This is a genomic window from Pedobacter chinensis (assembly GCF_003339865.1).
In the GTDB taxonomy this organism is placed as follows: domain Bacteria; phylum Bacteroidota; class Bacteroidia; order Sphingobacteriales; family Sphingobacteriaceae; genus Pedobacter; species Pedobacter chinensis.
This window is the reverse complement of the sequence record NZ_QPKV01000012.1, coordinates 38,985-54,772: the sequence shown is the minus strand read 5'-3', so window position 1 is coordinate 54,772 and position 15,788 is coordinate 38,985. Positions and strand designations below refer to the sequence as shown.

The following is a 15,788-nucleotide window of genomic DNA, read 5'->3' as shown; positions in this document are numbered from 1 at the left end:
TTATTTAAAATAGTTCCAGTCGATCTTGAAATGGGTTGCGATATTGTTACTCATCACATCCAGACCTGTCTTATTATTGCAAATCGGATATATGCCAAAATGCTCCACAAAATTTAAAATGAAATAGCTTTCCAAATCCTCAACGCGAAAAGCCCAGATACTTTTAAGCATTTCGAAATTGATGTAGGTAAACCAAAGCGGTTCAACTTTTCTGTAACTCACCAAACCGACGTTTTTTGATTTACCGCCAAAGTGACCATTCAGCCTGCTTCCTATACTGTTGGTTTTCTTTTCGCTCATGCCAATGTAAAGCAGCCTGGAAGGATCAAAGGGATATTGAATCTGAATAGAAGAACTAAAAATAAAGTACAGGCCTGTAATGCCGTTCAATGAAAGGATATTACCCGCGTCAAAAGTTTTAGGGCTATCAAAATAAATATTGACGGTTGGGGTTGTCTCGCTCATTTTAGGGTAAAGGTCTAATAATATAAAAGGTCATCAGCGTTTCTAAAGGTACTAAAATTTTAAATCTAACACTGTTTGTAATGGTGTGCACCAAGTATCTCGTTAATCCTTATACCGTTGGCGTAACCGTCGAGGTCAGGGAACAGCATATCTTCCCTGATGCCCATTTTAAATAGTTGTCCTTGGATATGCGCTGCCGCAGATTGGTCAAATTCTATCCGTTCTATTTCATCTGGCAGGGTTTTGTCTTTCACAAAAGTCAGCTCTTCATTCGGGCTTGGCTGAATAGTAAATAAACCCGCCTGTCCTGTAATTCTTGTGGCAATGTGTGGTGGTTGGAAGACACCAACTGTTGGATATTGAAAAGGGTTTTCATGCCCTTTGGTATCAATGTAATTGCAAAAATGCAGTACGCTTACACAGCCACCATTCGGAGAACAGGGTTCAATAGCGTAATTGACTATCCTTGGCTTTGTTGCAAAATATAAGGCGACCAGAGGACTGGAAGTCCAATCCAAAAGGCGGGTAGGCAAGCCATGGTGTTGTGCAACCGCCAGCCAGTCCCAGTCATTTTTGAGCTGACTTACAACCGTTGAATGTGCCCTACGCTTAAACTGCTCAAAAAGTTCTATTTCGTCTCTGTCTGAATAATGCGGATTACGGCCGACAGATGGAATAAGTTTATGCTGCGCATTGCTTACCCCTCTAAAAACGTGGTGCCCACAAGAATAGGTGCCTGAAATTAAGCTTATATATTCTTCAAGGCTTTCGATTTTGCTTGTCATTGAGATTTGTATAAAGTGTTTTAGTGTGAATAGTTATTGTTCTCCTCTGGACCTTAATTCTTCAAGCCATTCGCTATCTAAATTAACAACTGTAAAAGGCAAGCCATAGCTGCTGGCTCGTTGCGAGAAAATAAAGATCCTGGAAAAAAACGCACCTTTCATTGTATATCCAGCATATTTATCATAGTTAAAATCACGCCATTGGTATAGCAAGCCTATCGGGACATTGAATTCAAGTTCGATTGGACGCGATACCTGACTGCGGTAATTGTTAATTGCCAATGTCCATTTGGTCACGTCATCAGCATAATAATGTAACCTCGCTTCCATATTACCCCCCTGGCCTTGCTCCCGAAAGAGATTGCCAACACCTCTTTCATTAGCAAACAAAAAAAGCAGGTCCCCGGTCTCCAATAGCCCAACAACGCAATTATTGATTACCTCCTCAAAATCCCTTAAAATCTGACCCGATATATTATCAGTAAGAAGATATTCAAACAAATCATCGTATAAACTGGAAGTTTTTGAATCGGGGGTTTTATCTTTCAGAAATTTATATAAAAGCCCCCTGGTTTCTACGGACATGTCGTGAAGGTAGGTGTCGTTTATCCTATGGAATAGGTCACAAGTGGAGTTTTTTAAAAACCAACGCATCGATAAAAGCGGAATTTTATTGTTTGCGGCAAATTCAAAAGCTGGCCGGCTAAACTCCTCCACTGAAGCAATGCCGACCTGGTAATGGTATCTTTTTCTGCTTGAAATGGCATAGGTGTCACGCCTGTTGTTTTTTCTTCGCTGAATCGTCTCATCGGTTACGATTTCAAATTCGTTTATGTCGTACCGAAGACCAAGGCCGTTTCTAACTACATCAAGCCCAATCCTCCTATCGTAACTCTTGCATTCAAACAAGAGCCTAGATGGGTAAGAAAATGGCATCTGTATGGGAGGTTCCATTAAAACGTCAGCGTCATGCGCCGCACCCTTGCCATTTATGAAAAACAGCCCTGATCCATCTTGCCGGTAGATGTAATGTCCATCTGGTATAACGGATGCAAAACCGCAGTTTATCATCAAATTTCTTACGATGTATTCTAGTAATGTTCCTTTTAATTGTCCCGCCGTCATACTAATACTTAAAAACAATGAATATACCCTTTTTTGGTTATTTATAGTCACAATAACACTTAGACAATGAATGAGATAATCGTATGAGCGTTATCACCGTTACCAGAGATTTCGGCAAGATTGATAAAGCGATTCCATAGTGAGTTGACCAGCCCAAGTAATGACCTTCACTTCTTAAATGCCTTAGCAATTGATATATTTAGGTGGTCAATTTTGAACGATACAAATTGACTCAAAAATCCTATAATGACCTTGGTCACCCCAAGCGAAATCTTTAATTAGATTAGTCTTTTATTTATTCCGCCAGATGCACGTAGTCTAATTCCGTATTGTTCTGTCGATTTATTGGAGCTATTTGTTTTTCTATATAAAAGTGGAAAAATGGCTAGATTTTTTTTAAATCGGGATATAATCTAACCACAAATATTGTAATTGGTTAAAATTAATAAGTTAGCATAAATACCCATAAGCTGGATGGAATAATAATGATAATAATTTCTAGATTAGCCGTAATCAATTGGACAACTCCACAATGAAATTATCACCCCTGACACTAGACAGACTTAAGACCTATATTTCTGGCGATAAAGAATCGTTCCCTAAATTGTCAGGGCCGGAAATACTCACGCTTTTCCATAGTGTTGGCTTTAAGGATGTTTATGAATGGGGGAACGGGGGGATGCCAAATGCTCTTTCCAGAAATGCGTATGTTGTAGAAAAGCTTAAAGAGATTAATGGCACTAAGGAAATGCAAGCCTTGCTCGAAACAGTTGTGTCTAAAGTCCATTTTCTTGAATCTGGTCTAGACCTTAATGCGGCAGTAAAGACAATAAATGTTGTTATCAAAGAAGATGGATATGAGTTTGTAGATGCTGGAAATGGTGGCTATAAGATAAGCGGTGCGCTTATACAAGATCCTATAAAAATTGAAGCATATTTTGAGGAAAACAGAGGAATTATTATAGATGAGATCAGGAAAGCCAAGTTTTTGATCTGGGTAGCCGTCGCGTGGCTAACAGATTTGGATTTATTAAGGGAATTACACGCAAAGAAAATTGCTGGTGTCAATATCCAGATTGTAGCAATGGACGATGATATTAATGCAAAGCTAAAGTCAAAAGTTCTACAGCACTTTGAAGCTTATTACAAATTACCTCAAGGCACATACAAAAACCTGATGCATCATAAATTCTGTATCATTGATTTGAAGACTGTTGTTCATGGCTCTTACAATTGGACTGTAAAGGCCCAGTATAACAAAGAAACGGTCACTGTGAACCATAGTCACGAATTTGCAGCAGGTTTTGCTGAGACTTTTATCAAACTTAAACTTGCTTGACACTATTTAAGGGTATTGCATTCTCAGTAATATTTATATTTGATGCCATCCAAATACGATTGCGCCAAATATTTATCTGCTTTAGACATCCCCGCTTTTTTATAAATTTTAGTATAAGACCGAAAAGATGGAACGGAAGTAATTATCAGCTGCCTCCATCATTAGATCTTGGACAGTTCTGCCTGAAGTGGGATGCCCATAGCATCGACTGGGAGGAATTGATTGAAAAGCAAGCGCGGCCTTCAAGATTATGTACAATATAAATTACAAGCTTTGGAAGGTAACCAATACCCCGAAGGCCAAATCTAGCATAGCAAAGTGACACGAATAAATTTTCGTCCATTAGATTGCATCCTGTTACCTGAATTTTTTATGGCGTTTCAATACCCTTCCCTTGCTGTCAAATTCTTCTGTTTCCTCCAAAGGCCTCTTCCTTAATATAAACTTATAGATAAGTGTGAGCGCAATACCGACATTTGCAGACCCGCCGATGACGGCAACTAATTTGATGATTTGGTTATAGTCCATAGCTATCGCAATTTTTTATTGCGCCCCCTTTTAGGGGCGTTGGACCGCCCTATTATACAAATAATCTTTGATATTCCAAAGGACAGGCAAATCTGGGCTTTGAAATCGCCATATCTGCATACACCAAACTTTTGAAGCGGTTGAGTTTCTGCTTCGCAAGTTTTGCACATCATGCCTTTTCTGATTAAAATTTCTATTCTGATATTCATAAAAAACAAATTGGGCCAGCGACTATTGCAGTGCCAATTGTTAAAGGTAAAACACCCATTCCAATCGATAAACGACAAGTGATTTTCGACTTTTCCTCTATGCAAAAATAGGTGTGATATCATCTGTACTTTAGCCGAAGCTTTGCCGTTTTACACCCTTCCAAAGCACCGAGAGAAAAAAACACCAAATGATTTACGGCCATGGAAACTAAAATATTCAATGGCTATCAGTCTCATTTTTTGTGCAAAAAACGCTTGTTTGCCATTGACTGCAAGACTAGAAAAGGTTACCTTGTGGCCTCTAAATTTCAATTTAAAAGCACGATGAAAGCTATTAACCTCTCAGATCTATTCGGTCAAAAAATTTATAGGATTCCCGACTACCAGCGCGGTTATGCCTGGGGACATAAACAGCTTCGGGAGCTTTGGGAGGATATACTGGAGATTTCTGAAATTAATGGATGCTTGCGACCGCATTATACTGGAACCATTTACGTAGAGGCTGCTCAACCAGAGGAAATCGAAAGATGGCTTACGGGCTTCACTTTCTATAACGTAGTAGATGGACAGCAACGGTTGACCACCATTAGCATTTTGCTTCAAGTACTTTTAAAATATGCAGGGGAAGGATATTGTAATGAAACAAGGGAAGACCTAGAAAAAGCATACATATTCAGATCAAACAGAAGTGGTGCCAGTAGGATTTACCGTTTCTGTTATTTCCAATCAGACAAGAACTATGCCTATCTTCTGAATAAAATATTCGAGCATTCCGGTACTGTGTTTGATGAAAGTCAATTTAACTTGTACAGCAAAAATCTATCCCAGGCCAAGGATTTTTTTGAGCAAAGAATCAAACCGCTTACCAGTCAAGATCGGGAAATTATCTTTTTGAAGGTAACTACAGCCTTAAAATTTGATTTTCGTGAAATTGAGCAGGATCTTGACGTTCAGGCCGTTTTCGAAACGATGAACAACAGGGGGAAGCCTTTATCCACGCTCGAAAAACTAAAGAACCGCCTAATGCACCTGACCGAAAAACTGGGATTGGCGGATGAAGACCGCAAGTCGCTAAGGAATGACGTGAACAGATCCTGGGGCATCATATACAACTGGCTGGCTAAAAATCCAGAACAGATTCTCGATGAGGACATCTTTCTATCTGCACATCTATCATTGGTCCGGACACCTAAGGATGCTGTTTTTTCTGAAAAACTTGCCGAGGAAAAAGTCTTTGAAATATTCTCCAACCGTGCCGAACAATATGACTCGGGAGAGGAAAATACCAAGGAAAGTCCAGTCAGTTATGAAAAAATTCAAGACTATATCTTGAAGCTTTCTGCATTTGCCCCAAAATGGTACGAAATCCATAACTCTAGTCATCCGATGATAAATAAGGTACTACTTTTAAATGGTGGAAAGGAAATGAAGATTTTTCTCACTCAACTAAAATCATTTGAATGGGAACCAGGGAAACTGGATCAGGCATTGGACAAGCTCGAGCGCATCATGTTCCGTAATCGGATTCAGGGGCTTGGGGTAATTGATGAGCGTTCCTTTGCTACCTGGGCAAGGGATATCTATAATGGCAACCTATCAGCAGTGCTTGTCATGGCCCGTTTGAATGAGCAATTGGACATTCCAGTTTTAACGGCGAATATGGTGAACTACTTTAATGGGTTATATGGCTACGAGCGCGGACCGAAGGGTTTCCACCGCTGGGGTGCACTTAAATATTTTCTGTTCGAATATGAGGAACACCTTAAATATCATTATAAAGAGACTAATGACAAGGTAGATCTTTCGGATTTTGATTCAACAACCATTGAACATATTATTCCCCAGGAATATGAAGCCAACTGGCAACAGCAGGTAAGTTCGGTTTTTGAAAACCTGACCGAAGAGCATGCCTATCATGGAACAAAGGTATTGCTGCATACCCTAGGTAATCTTACTATTCTTAAAAACGGGAAAAACTCATCTCTTGGTAACAGGAGCTGGTCAGATAAAAGGGAACGTTTCAAAACCGGATCATATAATGAAATCGATGTAGCCATAAGTGAAGGCTGGGATAGGGAAACTATTAGTAAAAGGGGAAAGGATATGTTAACATTTATGACCACAAAGATCAAGGGCCTTATCCTTCAAAGCTCCGATATCGAAAACATCCTATTCTCGAACCCTTCAATCTGCAGCGCAATCAGGGATGGCAAAAAGTATGAGCCGCCAGTTAGAAGAGAAGATGCCATCAACCAAGATTAAGCCTATGCCAAACCGCTTCATTAAGTTAATGGCGGCTATAAGCGTTATTTGCAAAGTATAGATTTGAGCATAACCATTGGCAGCTAACGTTTTTATACCGTTTGACCTCGAATGCCCAGTGCATTTTAAACACCCTGTGTCTCCAAATCAAAGCACTTTTCTATCTCGTCTACAGTCGCCTTATATGGGCTTGGGAAATTCTTTTTCATTTCCATGTAGCCAAACAGTGACCTTTTGGATAGAAGATAGGTTATTGGGCCTCCTTTCTCATCATAGAGTTTTTCAAGCCCCTTTCTGCTGCGATGATAACCGCTCAACCATTCGGCAAAAAGCGCAGGTTTACGCCTGAGCGGCCCAAAGTACTTGATCAGAAAATCAATATGGACGACTGTTAGCGGCTTGATGGTCTGGAAATTACCCTTCAGATTCTTGCTCTTTTGTTGAAAACCTTCATTAAGATAGTGATTCACCCCCGCGATATTCATATGGTGCTCTGAGCAGATGATTACAGGATATATGTTCATTTTTTCCGAACGCGTGATGCCAAGCTTGTTCCGAAGGTCGCTATTCGGTTCTGAAAGATGTCCAAGCTGTCTAATAATCTGACCTACCCCTTTATCCTTATTGCCATTTATCTTATCTGAAAGGAAACGCTTGTCCAAAAATTCTTTGGTAAATTCCTTATAGTCCAAATTTTCGAAGGTGTTGGGATGTAGATCGTTCATCTTCACCTCAAACACGAAAACATCACAGCTCGAAGCACGGACGATAAAATCTTGATACTTCTCAGTGGAGATAAGCTGTTGACTCCTTTTATGAAATATTTCACCGAGCAGACTACCGACAAGGTATTTTTCAAAGAATTCCAGCGCGATATAGGCTTTAAAATTTGCGTAGGTTTTAAACTTGCTCTTCAGTTTCTCAGAGCTATGGTGATACAAAGAGTACAGGAAACCATTTTCTAGTGCATACTGGAAAAAATTGTAGTCGAGGACGAGAATTTTTTTCGGACTTAGGAATAAAAATGGCTTGGTGACTACATCCATATTAAGTGAAACCTTTTCCTTACCAGCTAATTCCATAGGTTCTGCCCCAAATTCCCTCATCAATTTTTCCGGCCAAAAATGAGAAAGGTCTAACATGTGGTTGCCCCAGTTTTGAGGATGGATAGCCGAGCCAAGTACGGCAAGGAAAAACTTAGCAAAAGTCCCGGGGTTTTCAATCTTCATCTTCTCGCAATACATGTCCGCTTCTTCTTTAAGCAGTTCATCGCTATCAAGAAATTTGCTCATGAAGAGAAACTTGGTAAAGGTATCAATTTTCATCACCCCTTTTGCCCTCAGATACCCCTGCTGCATTGTTTCCATGGTGAATAAACCTTCAAGCGATTCAAAAACAATTCCCTTCGGCCTGCCATAATAAAGATCATTATAGATTAACATAGTCTTGAAAAGGTTTCGAGCAAACTCCAAAGGTTCGATAGGAGTCAGTGTCTCGATCATCTTAAAATTCTTGAGTAGGTCCATAATCAGCAAACCAATCGGACCTTCGGCAAACCATCTTTTTTCATCGGTAAATAGGGGGCGGAATTCCGTCACTCGCTCAAAACCAGGGACGTCGCAAAAGACTGCTTCTCTGAGTATCTCTGGATCGATCATCTGGTTGTCCATTTGCTGAAATAGCATGGCATTAATCTTCGAGAGCCTTATCAACAACGTATCCGTAGGATAGCCCGATACAAAAGTAAGTGTGTCTTTTGGGATTGGCTCAAGATACACCTCGGTGTAACCTGTTACATGGAGAAATTGCATACAGTTGGTTTTTTTACTGGTGTCTCAAATTTCCATTTTCGATGTGGATATTAAAAATCTCCGAAATTTGATAACGCTTCTTATAATTTGTGAAGAGGATGGAAACTTCGGTATCATTGATTCGAAATCAGCCACTAACCAGGCGATTCCGCAGCGAATTAAACATCCAAGAATTTGGGGCCTTAATCTCTCATCAATGAATATGTTTTGGTGGTCAATTTGAGCGGAACTTATTGACTCAAATTTTCGTAACAACCTAATCAGACTAAGCGAAATCATCAATTTGTCATCGTTGGTGAAATTAAGCTACTTAAAAGTTTACTTCCATAAAAATTCAAGGTATTTTTAAATCGGTTTTAATAGGTAATCTGTTTTAGAATGCATCTCGTACACTATGTATTCACTCAATTTCAGTTTATCTTCAGGTAATTCACTATATGTCGTTAAAATTATCTGACCAGAATTAACCGGCAGATCGGCCATAACTTTTATACAATCTATCAGGGAATCGTTATCTAAGTTTTGCTGTTTGGGCTCATCAAGTACTAATATGTCTGGAAAAATAATCTTCCCTTTAGTTTTCAATTCAATAGATGTTTGTAATAGTGCTAAGTAATAACTTAGGATGATTCTAATGTTATCACTTGAACTACTGATGTTATAAATGTCGTAATTGTCTAGATATGGTGTATAGTTATCCGATGCATCAAGTCTAATCGCAGCTATTAGTTCACGATTCTTCTTAAAAAGGCCTAAGCTTTTTACGTTTTCCTGCAGAAATGTTTTTATTGTATCGATGGTTTTCTGGTCATCCGCGGTTTGCTTATAAGCGTCCACTTCCGCTTTTAGTTTATCTAAAGCAGCCTGATCGGTTTTGATTTTCTGTCGCAATGATGTAAGTCCATTCCATCGCTCACTTACGCGTTTGAAACGTTCGAGGTCTTTATATAATGAATCGGCATTCAATATTCTTTGCCTTAAAATCGCAAAGTCACTACCAGCAAAAGTCGTAATTTGATGATCTAATTCTTTCTCCAAACCAGAAATTTCATCTTTTAGATTATTCCTTTGTTCAAAAACCTTGCGTCTATCCAACAATCGCTTTTCAATGACTTTTTTAAACGTAGCTTCCTCATCTTCCAAAAACTTCAGATTTTGATCAGGGGTTGACAATTTCTTTCTCAAATCACTATGACATAATTTGCATTCGTCATCCTCAGTAGACAACAATTTAGCTTCGCAAACCGGACATGTGGTTATATTTATTTCCGTTTCAGCCTCCTTAATCTTTTTAAGCTGTTTATTTTTATATTTATTCAGCTGTATCCGCTCCAAATATTTCTCATATTCATTTATTTCTAGACTTATTTTTTCTAGCCTCTCGTTAGCTTTCCTCAACTGATAGTTCGCAACCTTTATTTTCTCGCGAAGATTTATTTTGGAATCTTCAAAGTCTGTAACTGGATTTGCCGCACTTTCTACCAAATTTGCCTCGACTTTATAACGCTCGTCAAGGTAGTTAATGTAGTCGCTTATACTGGCTTTACCAATAGAGTCGGTATTGACTATAAGTACATCTTCCGACTTCTCACCATCAGATATAACAAACAGGTTTTCCTCTTTTCCAGATAACTCTTCAATTATTTTTTTAAGCTCTAAATCAAGTTCCTTCAAACGTATCTCACTGATGTGAATTTTAAAACGATCCATTCCAAAAAGAAATTCAAATGCTACCTTTTTGATGTCTTTGATATTATACCTTAAGACCTGACGGGCTTGAATCTGAGACCATCCCGCCCTTTGTTCAACAAAAAATAAAGGCAAGATATTCTCGAAATATAATTTGGATAGTTTACGATCATAGGTTGGTAATTCAACTTGGCGCAGACCCAAAAAACTAAAAAGAAATGTTTGAAAGCCGTTCTCAGAAAAAACACCTTCACCGACAACTATTAGCCTTTCCGATTCTGGGTTGGTATAGAATTGGTCAGCAGGACAAGATTTTATTGCAGCTATTGTATTATCTCCGCCAGCTATGTATCGAAAAATCGTTACTACATCCTCACCATTGGAGATTTCCAATAACAAATAAGATCTCGCAACCCTTTTATTATCTATTTCTTTATAGAATTCCGGTTTGAAAGGGTTTTGTATCGATTTAAAAACACCTAAACCTTTTTCGGCTCCCAACCCATAGACTATACCTGTTACAATACTTGTCTTCCCGACTGAGTTAGGTCCAAAAATAATATTTAGACCATCCCGAAAAGGAATTTCAGCACCATATTTTTTACCATCATCAGTTTGGATATGGTAGATTAGTTTATTTATTATCAAACGTGGCATTCTGTTTCCAATAGGAATTAGGTATTACTTCAGTTATTATTTTAATTAGTTTTTCTTCAACTATGCTTGTACCAAAAAGATCAAGAAAATTATGTTCACGAGGAAATGCATCCTTTATTTTTTCAAAATATGTTTTACCAGTATCGGTTAGAAATAATCTGATATTTTTTTGATCCTTATCAGATTTATAGGCCAAAAGATTTCTGGTATATAAATACATAAACATATCATTGAACCTGATGTCCCATGGCACACTTTTATATTGGACAATATTGAAGTCAATTTCCACTTGTTGTGTTGTCTCGAATTTCTTAATCTTATCAACAATATTTTTTTTGCCGTTGAAGTATTCCAAAATGAATTTAGACTGGAAGGCTTCATTTCTTAGAAGAAAATCAACACATGCAATAACGTTTTTACTTAATCCATTTTTCGTGTTAAGTATACCAAGAATTACCGCAATTCTTGCGGCCCGGAACTCCATACGGTCTTCTGGTTGGACAAAGAGCGGTCTATCCAGGTTGATGCTTGGTGTTAAGCCTTTCTCGGTAATATTTTGTATTAAGTGATTAATCAGTTCCATTTTTCCTCCAATCTAATGGGCATTGTGCTGCTAACTCAAATACAATTCCGCATAATAATTTTTCTTTATCTCCCTTTAGTTCATTTTCTCCATAAAAGGTTAATATTTCCTTTTCCGCTTCATTAAAAAAGTCACTGAAGAACTTTTGGGGAGTGTAGGAATCGTCCATCTTAAAGTTATGCGTAAGTCGCGATGCCTTTAGTCTCATATTTTCCTCCCAATTTAAAATATTGGTTCTAAGCTCCGAATGTACATCAACTAAACTTTCGAGATATACTTTATAGTCAGCTCTTGCTTTGTGATAGATAATCCGATACTGATCATCTGACTTGCATATTGCGTTTAATTTGATATCAAGTGATGTCACCATTTCTTCATCACCGTTAATGGGTGAAGTGGCATCAGGGATCTTTATTAGATTTGCATGTCTAAGCAGATCTTTTTTGCTAATCAACAAATTGACAAGTACTTTGAGCCGCTGAAGCTCCTTTTCCTCGTCCAAAACAAGTAAACAGGGCTCGTCGTATATTTTTTGATATAGTTTTTTATCCAATGCAAACATCTTTTCAACATCCTTATCGGGTGTCCAAAAGTCAACAGGGAATTTAAATGCTTTTGTTTGTTTTGCTTGTATGTTATGATCAATATTGCTTAGGTTTTTCAACGGAGAAAGTGCAATAAATGCTGTTGCATCGTGGTTTGAAGAGTCAAGCTGTACCTGTTTACTGAAAATCTCTGACCATTCCAGCTTGGCGGAAGCATAGTATTTACATTCGATAAAAAATTCTCGCTCCAATTCATTCTCATCTAAAAACAAAACACTGATATCAAAACCATTTTGAGTGCCGGCTGTCTGTTTTCTTACCTGAATGACTAAAAAGCCCATATCTTGAAACAACTTTTTGAAGAAAGGCGCCACAAGTTTTTCGAAATCTTCACCAGTAATTGGCATTTTTTTGAGTTAGTCGTTAATTAAGTTGCGTGTCCAAGCAAAAGTTCCTTTCCTTAGAATTCTCAATATTAACAAATTATCTCATTAAAACTTACAGATTGCATTTTAACCCTGCTTTTACCTACTGTTTTCTTTTGACAATAAACAATTATTTAAAATTCCTGCCCTCATGGAACACTTTTTTCGTGGCATCCTCGCGAACCTGAGCACGTTTATTCTGTGAAGGATAGGACGATTTTTTTTCATCTCCACCGGCTAAGGTCAACACTGGAAGCTCATCAACCTCCCGTTGCACCAACTTGCCGAGCATCTTTGTAAAATCAAAACATTTACTCACGATCACGTGCACCACCTGTCCCTCGCGCTGCAACCTGCCTTCCACCATGAGAAGCCTCGAATGCAGAATTTCTTTTCTATAGGTTTCAAAAAGCTTTTCAAAAACAACCAGATTGGAATAGCCTGTTTCATCTTCAATAGTAATAAAACATACCCCGCCTGCCGTTCCGGGACGCTGGCGTACCAATACCAGTCCTGCTACTTTCACCAGCTGACCATCTGTCGAACCATTATTAATGCGATGGCATGTTCTGATGTTGAGCATTTCGAGCTGAGTCCGCACAAAACTCACCGGATGTGCTTTTAGAGAAAGTCCTGTAGTGGCATAATCTTGAACGACATGCTCTCCCTTGCCCATTAACGGAAGTTCAACCTGTGTTTCCAATATGCTTTCAGACGGTTGCCCCTTGAATAGTTCCTCCGGCATATCTTTTAGGGCAGAAACTTCCCAAAGTGCTTTTCGCCTATCTATTCCCATCGAATGAAATGCATCTGCATCGGCCAATCGCTCCAAGGTGGCAATCGATATTCCCGAATCCCTGATTGCGGTAATACTTTGATAACCACTTCCGCGACCATTGACCAAAATGTCCATGTCATCTCCTCTAATGCCATTGATCTGCCTGAACCCTAACCGAAGCGTAAAATACTTACCTGATTTTTCCTCAAGTTTATTGTCCCAAAAGGAATGGTTGACGTCAACTTCGCGAACTTGAACCGAATGCTTCCGCGCATCAATAACAATTTGTGCCGGCTGGTAAAAGCCCATCGGCATACTATTTAGCAATGCGGCAGCGAAAACGTCAGGATAGTAGTGTTTAAGCCAACAGGATACATAAACGAGGAGGGCAAAACTGGCAGCATGGCTTTCGGGAAATCCATAGCTCCCAAACCCTTCCAGCTGCCTGAATATCCTTTTTGCAAATTCCTCTGTATATCCCTTGTTCATCATTCCGTCGATGAGTTTTTGCTCATACTGGTTCACCATTCCTTTAAACTTGAATGTTGCCATGCTGCGACGAAGGCCATCAGCTTCAGCAGGGGTAAAGCCTGCCGCTACTATAGCAATTTTCATCGCCTGTTCCTGAAACAGCGGAACGCCTAACGTGCGTCCAAGAATTTTTTTCAGTTCCGGCGAGGGGTAGACAACAGGTTCTTCGCCGCTGCGCCTGCGCAAATATGGATGAACCATATCTCCCTGAATGGGTCCCGGGCGAACGATCGCGACCTCTATCACCAGATCATAAAATTCTCTTGGCTTAAGCCTAGGGAGCATGGACATCTGCGCCCGGCTTTCGATCTGGAATACGCCCAGGGTATCGGCGAGGCAGATCATATCATAAACCTCTGGATCATCTTGGGGAATGTTGGCCAGTGTATATTGCACGCCGTAATGATCCCGGCAGAGATCAAAAGCCTTTCTGATGCAGGTAAGCATCCCAAGCGCCAGCACATCCACCTTTAAAAAACCCAGCGCATCGATATCATCTTTATTCCATTCGATATTGGTGCGGTCTTCCATCCGGGCATTTAGGATAGGGCAGAGGTCTGTAAGCTTCCCTTGCGTAACTACAAATCCTCCTGTATGCTGACCGAGCTGCCGCGGAAAGCCCATCATTTGGGAAGTAAGCTCAAGTGTTTTCTTAAGGTGCGGATCATTTGGATTTAGACCTTGCTCGGTAACGCGCTTGCCCTCGAACCATTCATCTGTAAACTCCCATATTGAAGTTGACAGGCGATTGATTGTATCAACAGATAGCCCCATTGCCTTGCCTACATCCCGGATGGCTCCTTTCTGGTGTTGCTGTGTGACGGTTGCAACGATTGCCGCACGGTCACGTCCATACTTGGTATAGATATACTGGATGATTTCTTCCCTGCGCTCATGCTCGAAGTCGACATCAATATCGGGAGGCTCGTTTCTGGCGGGTGAGATGAAGCGCTCAAATAGCAAATCAAACTTCATCGGATTAACAGAGGTAATACCCAGCACGAAGCAAATTGCAGAATTAGCTGCCGAGCCCCGACCCTGGCAGAGAATCCCGCGGGATCTGGCCTCACGAACAATATCCTCAACAAAAAGGAAGTAATTGGCATAATCCATCTGCCTCACAAAAGCCATCTCATGATGGATCATGTTAACAACCTTTTCCGGGATCTTCTCGCCATAAAATTCATGAGCACCTTTCCAGGTTAAAAATTCGAGCTCCTCCATCGGACTGCGTCCGCTTGGATTGATTTCTTCGGGGTAGACATATTTGAGCTCATCAAGAGAAAAATTGCAGGCTTCGGAAATGACCATCGTGTTTTGAATTGCGCTTGGATATTTTCTGAAAAGTCTGTCCATCTCAGCCACCTCTTTCATGTACCGCTCAGCATTTTGATGCAAACGAAACCCTGCTTCCTGAATGGTGCATTTCTCTCTTACACAGGTCAGTACATCCTGAAGTTCTCTTCGTGAAGGATTGTGATAATGGATGTCGCCTGTTGCAACGACCGGTATTTCGTAAAATTTGGAAAGCTGTGAAGTTCTAAATATCAGCTTATCGTCGTTTCCCAAATAAGATCTTGTTGCAGCAAGGTAAAGCTGACCACCTAGAGCGTCGCGATATTCTGCAACTGAGGCGATAAAGCTAGCCTCATATTCAAAGCGACGGTTCAAAGCGCCAGGCATTACAAGGGCAAAAAGAATCCCTTTGCTATGGGCGTAAACATCGGCACGGGAAATATGGCAGCTGCCCTTTTCTGCTCTCATATTGCCCAATGTCAATAGTGCGGACAACCTGCCATAAGCTTCCCTATCCGTCGGATAGGCGAGCAGGCTCCCTCCATCCAGCAGATCCAGCCTGCAGGCGGGAATTAGTTTTATGTTTTTCTCACGGCAGGCAGCATGCGCACGTACAATTCCGGCAAGGGTATTCCTGTCGGTTATGGCTATTTTTTTATAACCGAAGATTTCGGCCTGTTCAACCAGTTCGTGCGCATGCGAAGCGCCACGCAAAAAGCTGAAGTTTGAGGTAATCTGTAATTCACTGTAAGCCATAACC

At 40.1% G+C, this 15,788-nt stretch carries 11 protein-coding genes; 2 read left to right on the top strand and 9 right to left on the bottom strand.

Annotated elements, in window-relative coordinates; translation table 11 throughout:
• The 3 genes from DU508_RS20605 to DU508_RS20595 form a co-directional block, all read right to left on the bottom strand.
• On the bottom strand, positions 1-465 hold the full coding sequence (locus DU508_RS20605) for a hypothetical protein (RefSeq protein WP_056095182.1): 465 nt from the start codon (positions 463-465) through the stop codon (positions 1-3).
• A gap of 65 nt (positions 466-530) precedes the next feature.
• On the bottom strand, positions 531-1,250 hold the full coding sequence (locus DU508_RS20600; protein ID WP_056095179.1) for an FRG domain-containing protein: 720 nt from the start codon (positions 1,248-1,250) through the stop codon (positions 531-533).
• A 33-nt stretch (positions 1,251-1,283) separates the two neighbouring features.
• Complete coding sequence (locus tag DU508_RS20595) at positions 1,284-2,375, bottom strand: hypothetical protein (protein ID WP_056095176.1); 1,092 nt, start codon at positions 2,373-2,375, stop codon at positions 1,284-1,286.
• Between the two features lie 532 nt (positions 2,376-2,907).
• Between DU508_RS20595 and DU508_RS20590 the strand changes: the two genes are divergently transcribed.
• Entirely contained in the window at positions 2,908-3,714 is an 807-nt protein-coding gene (locus DU508_RS20590) for a phospholipase D-like domain-containing protein (RefSeq protein ID WP_056095173.1), read from the top strand.
• 357 nt (positions 3,715-4,071) lie between these two features.
• On the opposite strand, the gene DU508_RS23935 is transcribed toward DU508_RS20590, so the two are convergent.
• Positions 4,072-4,242, bottom strand: a complete 171-nt coding sequence (locus DU508_RS23935; protein ID WP_157263924.1) for a hypothetical protein — start codon at positions 4,240-4,242, stop codon at positions 4,072-4,074.
• A gap of 533 nt (positions 4,243-4,775) precedes the next feature.
• Here DU508_RS23935 and DU508_RS20580 point away from each other — a divergent pair.
• Positions 4,776-6,713 carry a DUF262 domain-containing protein gene (locus DU508_RS20580; protein ID WP_158542224.1) on the top strand — a complete coding sequence of 646 codons (1,938 nt, stop codon included), beginning with the start codon at positions 4,776-4,778 and terminating at the stop codon, positions 6,711-6,713.
• 125 nt (positions 6,714-6,838) lie between these two features.
• Here the strand turns inward: DU508_RS20580 and DU508_RS20575 are convergent, their stop codons facing one another.
• From DU508_RS20575 to DU508_RS20555, 5 genes are all read right to left on the bottom strand, one after another.
• A complete protein-coding gene (locus DU508_RS20575; protein ID WP_056095163.1) occupies positions 6,839-8,524 on the bottom strand; it encodes a hypothetical protein in 1,686 nt (561 codons plus the stop codon).
• Positions 8,525-8,869: 345 nt separating this feature from the next.
• Complete coding sequence (locus DU508_RS20570; RefSeq protein WP_056095160.1) at positions 8,870-10,870, bottom strand: AAA family ATPase; 2,001 nt, start codon at positions 10,868-10,870, stop codon at positions 8,870-8,872.
• Positions 10,848-11,453 carry a hypothetical protein gene (locus tag DU508_RS20565; RefSeq protein ID WP_056095155.1) on the bottom strand — a complete coding sequence of 202 codons (606 nt, stop codon included), beginning with the start codon at positions 11,451-11,453 and terminating at the stop codon, positions 10,848-10,850. Before DU508_RS20565 ends, DU508_RS20570 begins: the two co-directional genes overlap by 23 nt.
• Complete coding sequence (locus tag DU508_RS20560) at positions 11,440-12,405, bottom strand: PDDEXK family nuclease (RefSeq protein WP_115404617.1); 966 nt, start codon at positions 12,403-12,405, stop codon at positions 11,440-11,442. Before DU508_RS20560 ends, DU508_RS20565 begins: the two co-directional genes overlap by 14 nt.
• 148 nt (positions 12,406-12,553) lie before the next feature.
• Entirely contained in the window at positions 12,554-15,784 is a 3,231-nt protein-coding gene (locus DU508_RS20555) for an error-prone DNA polymerase (protein WP_056095149.1), read from the bottom strand.
• Between the last annotated feature and the right edge of the window lie 4 nt (positions 15,785-15,788).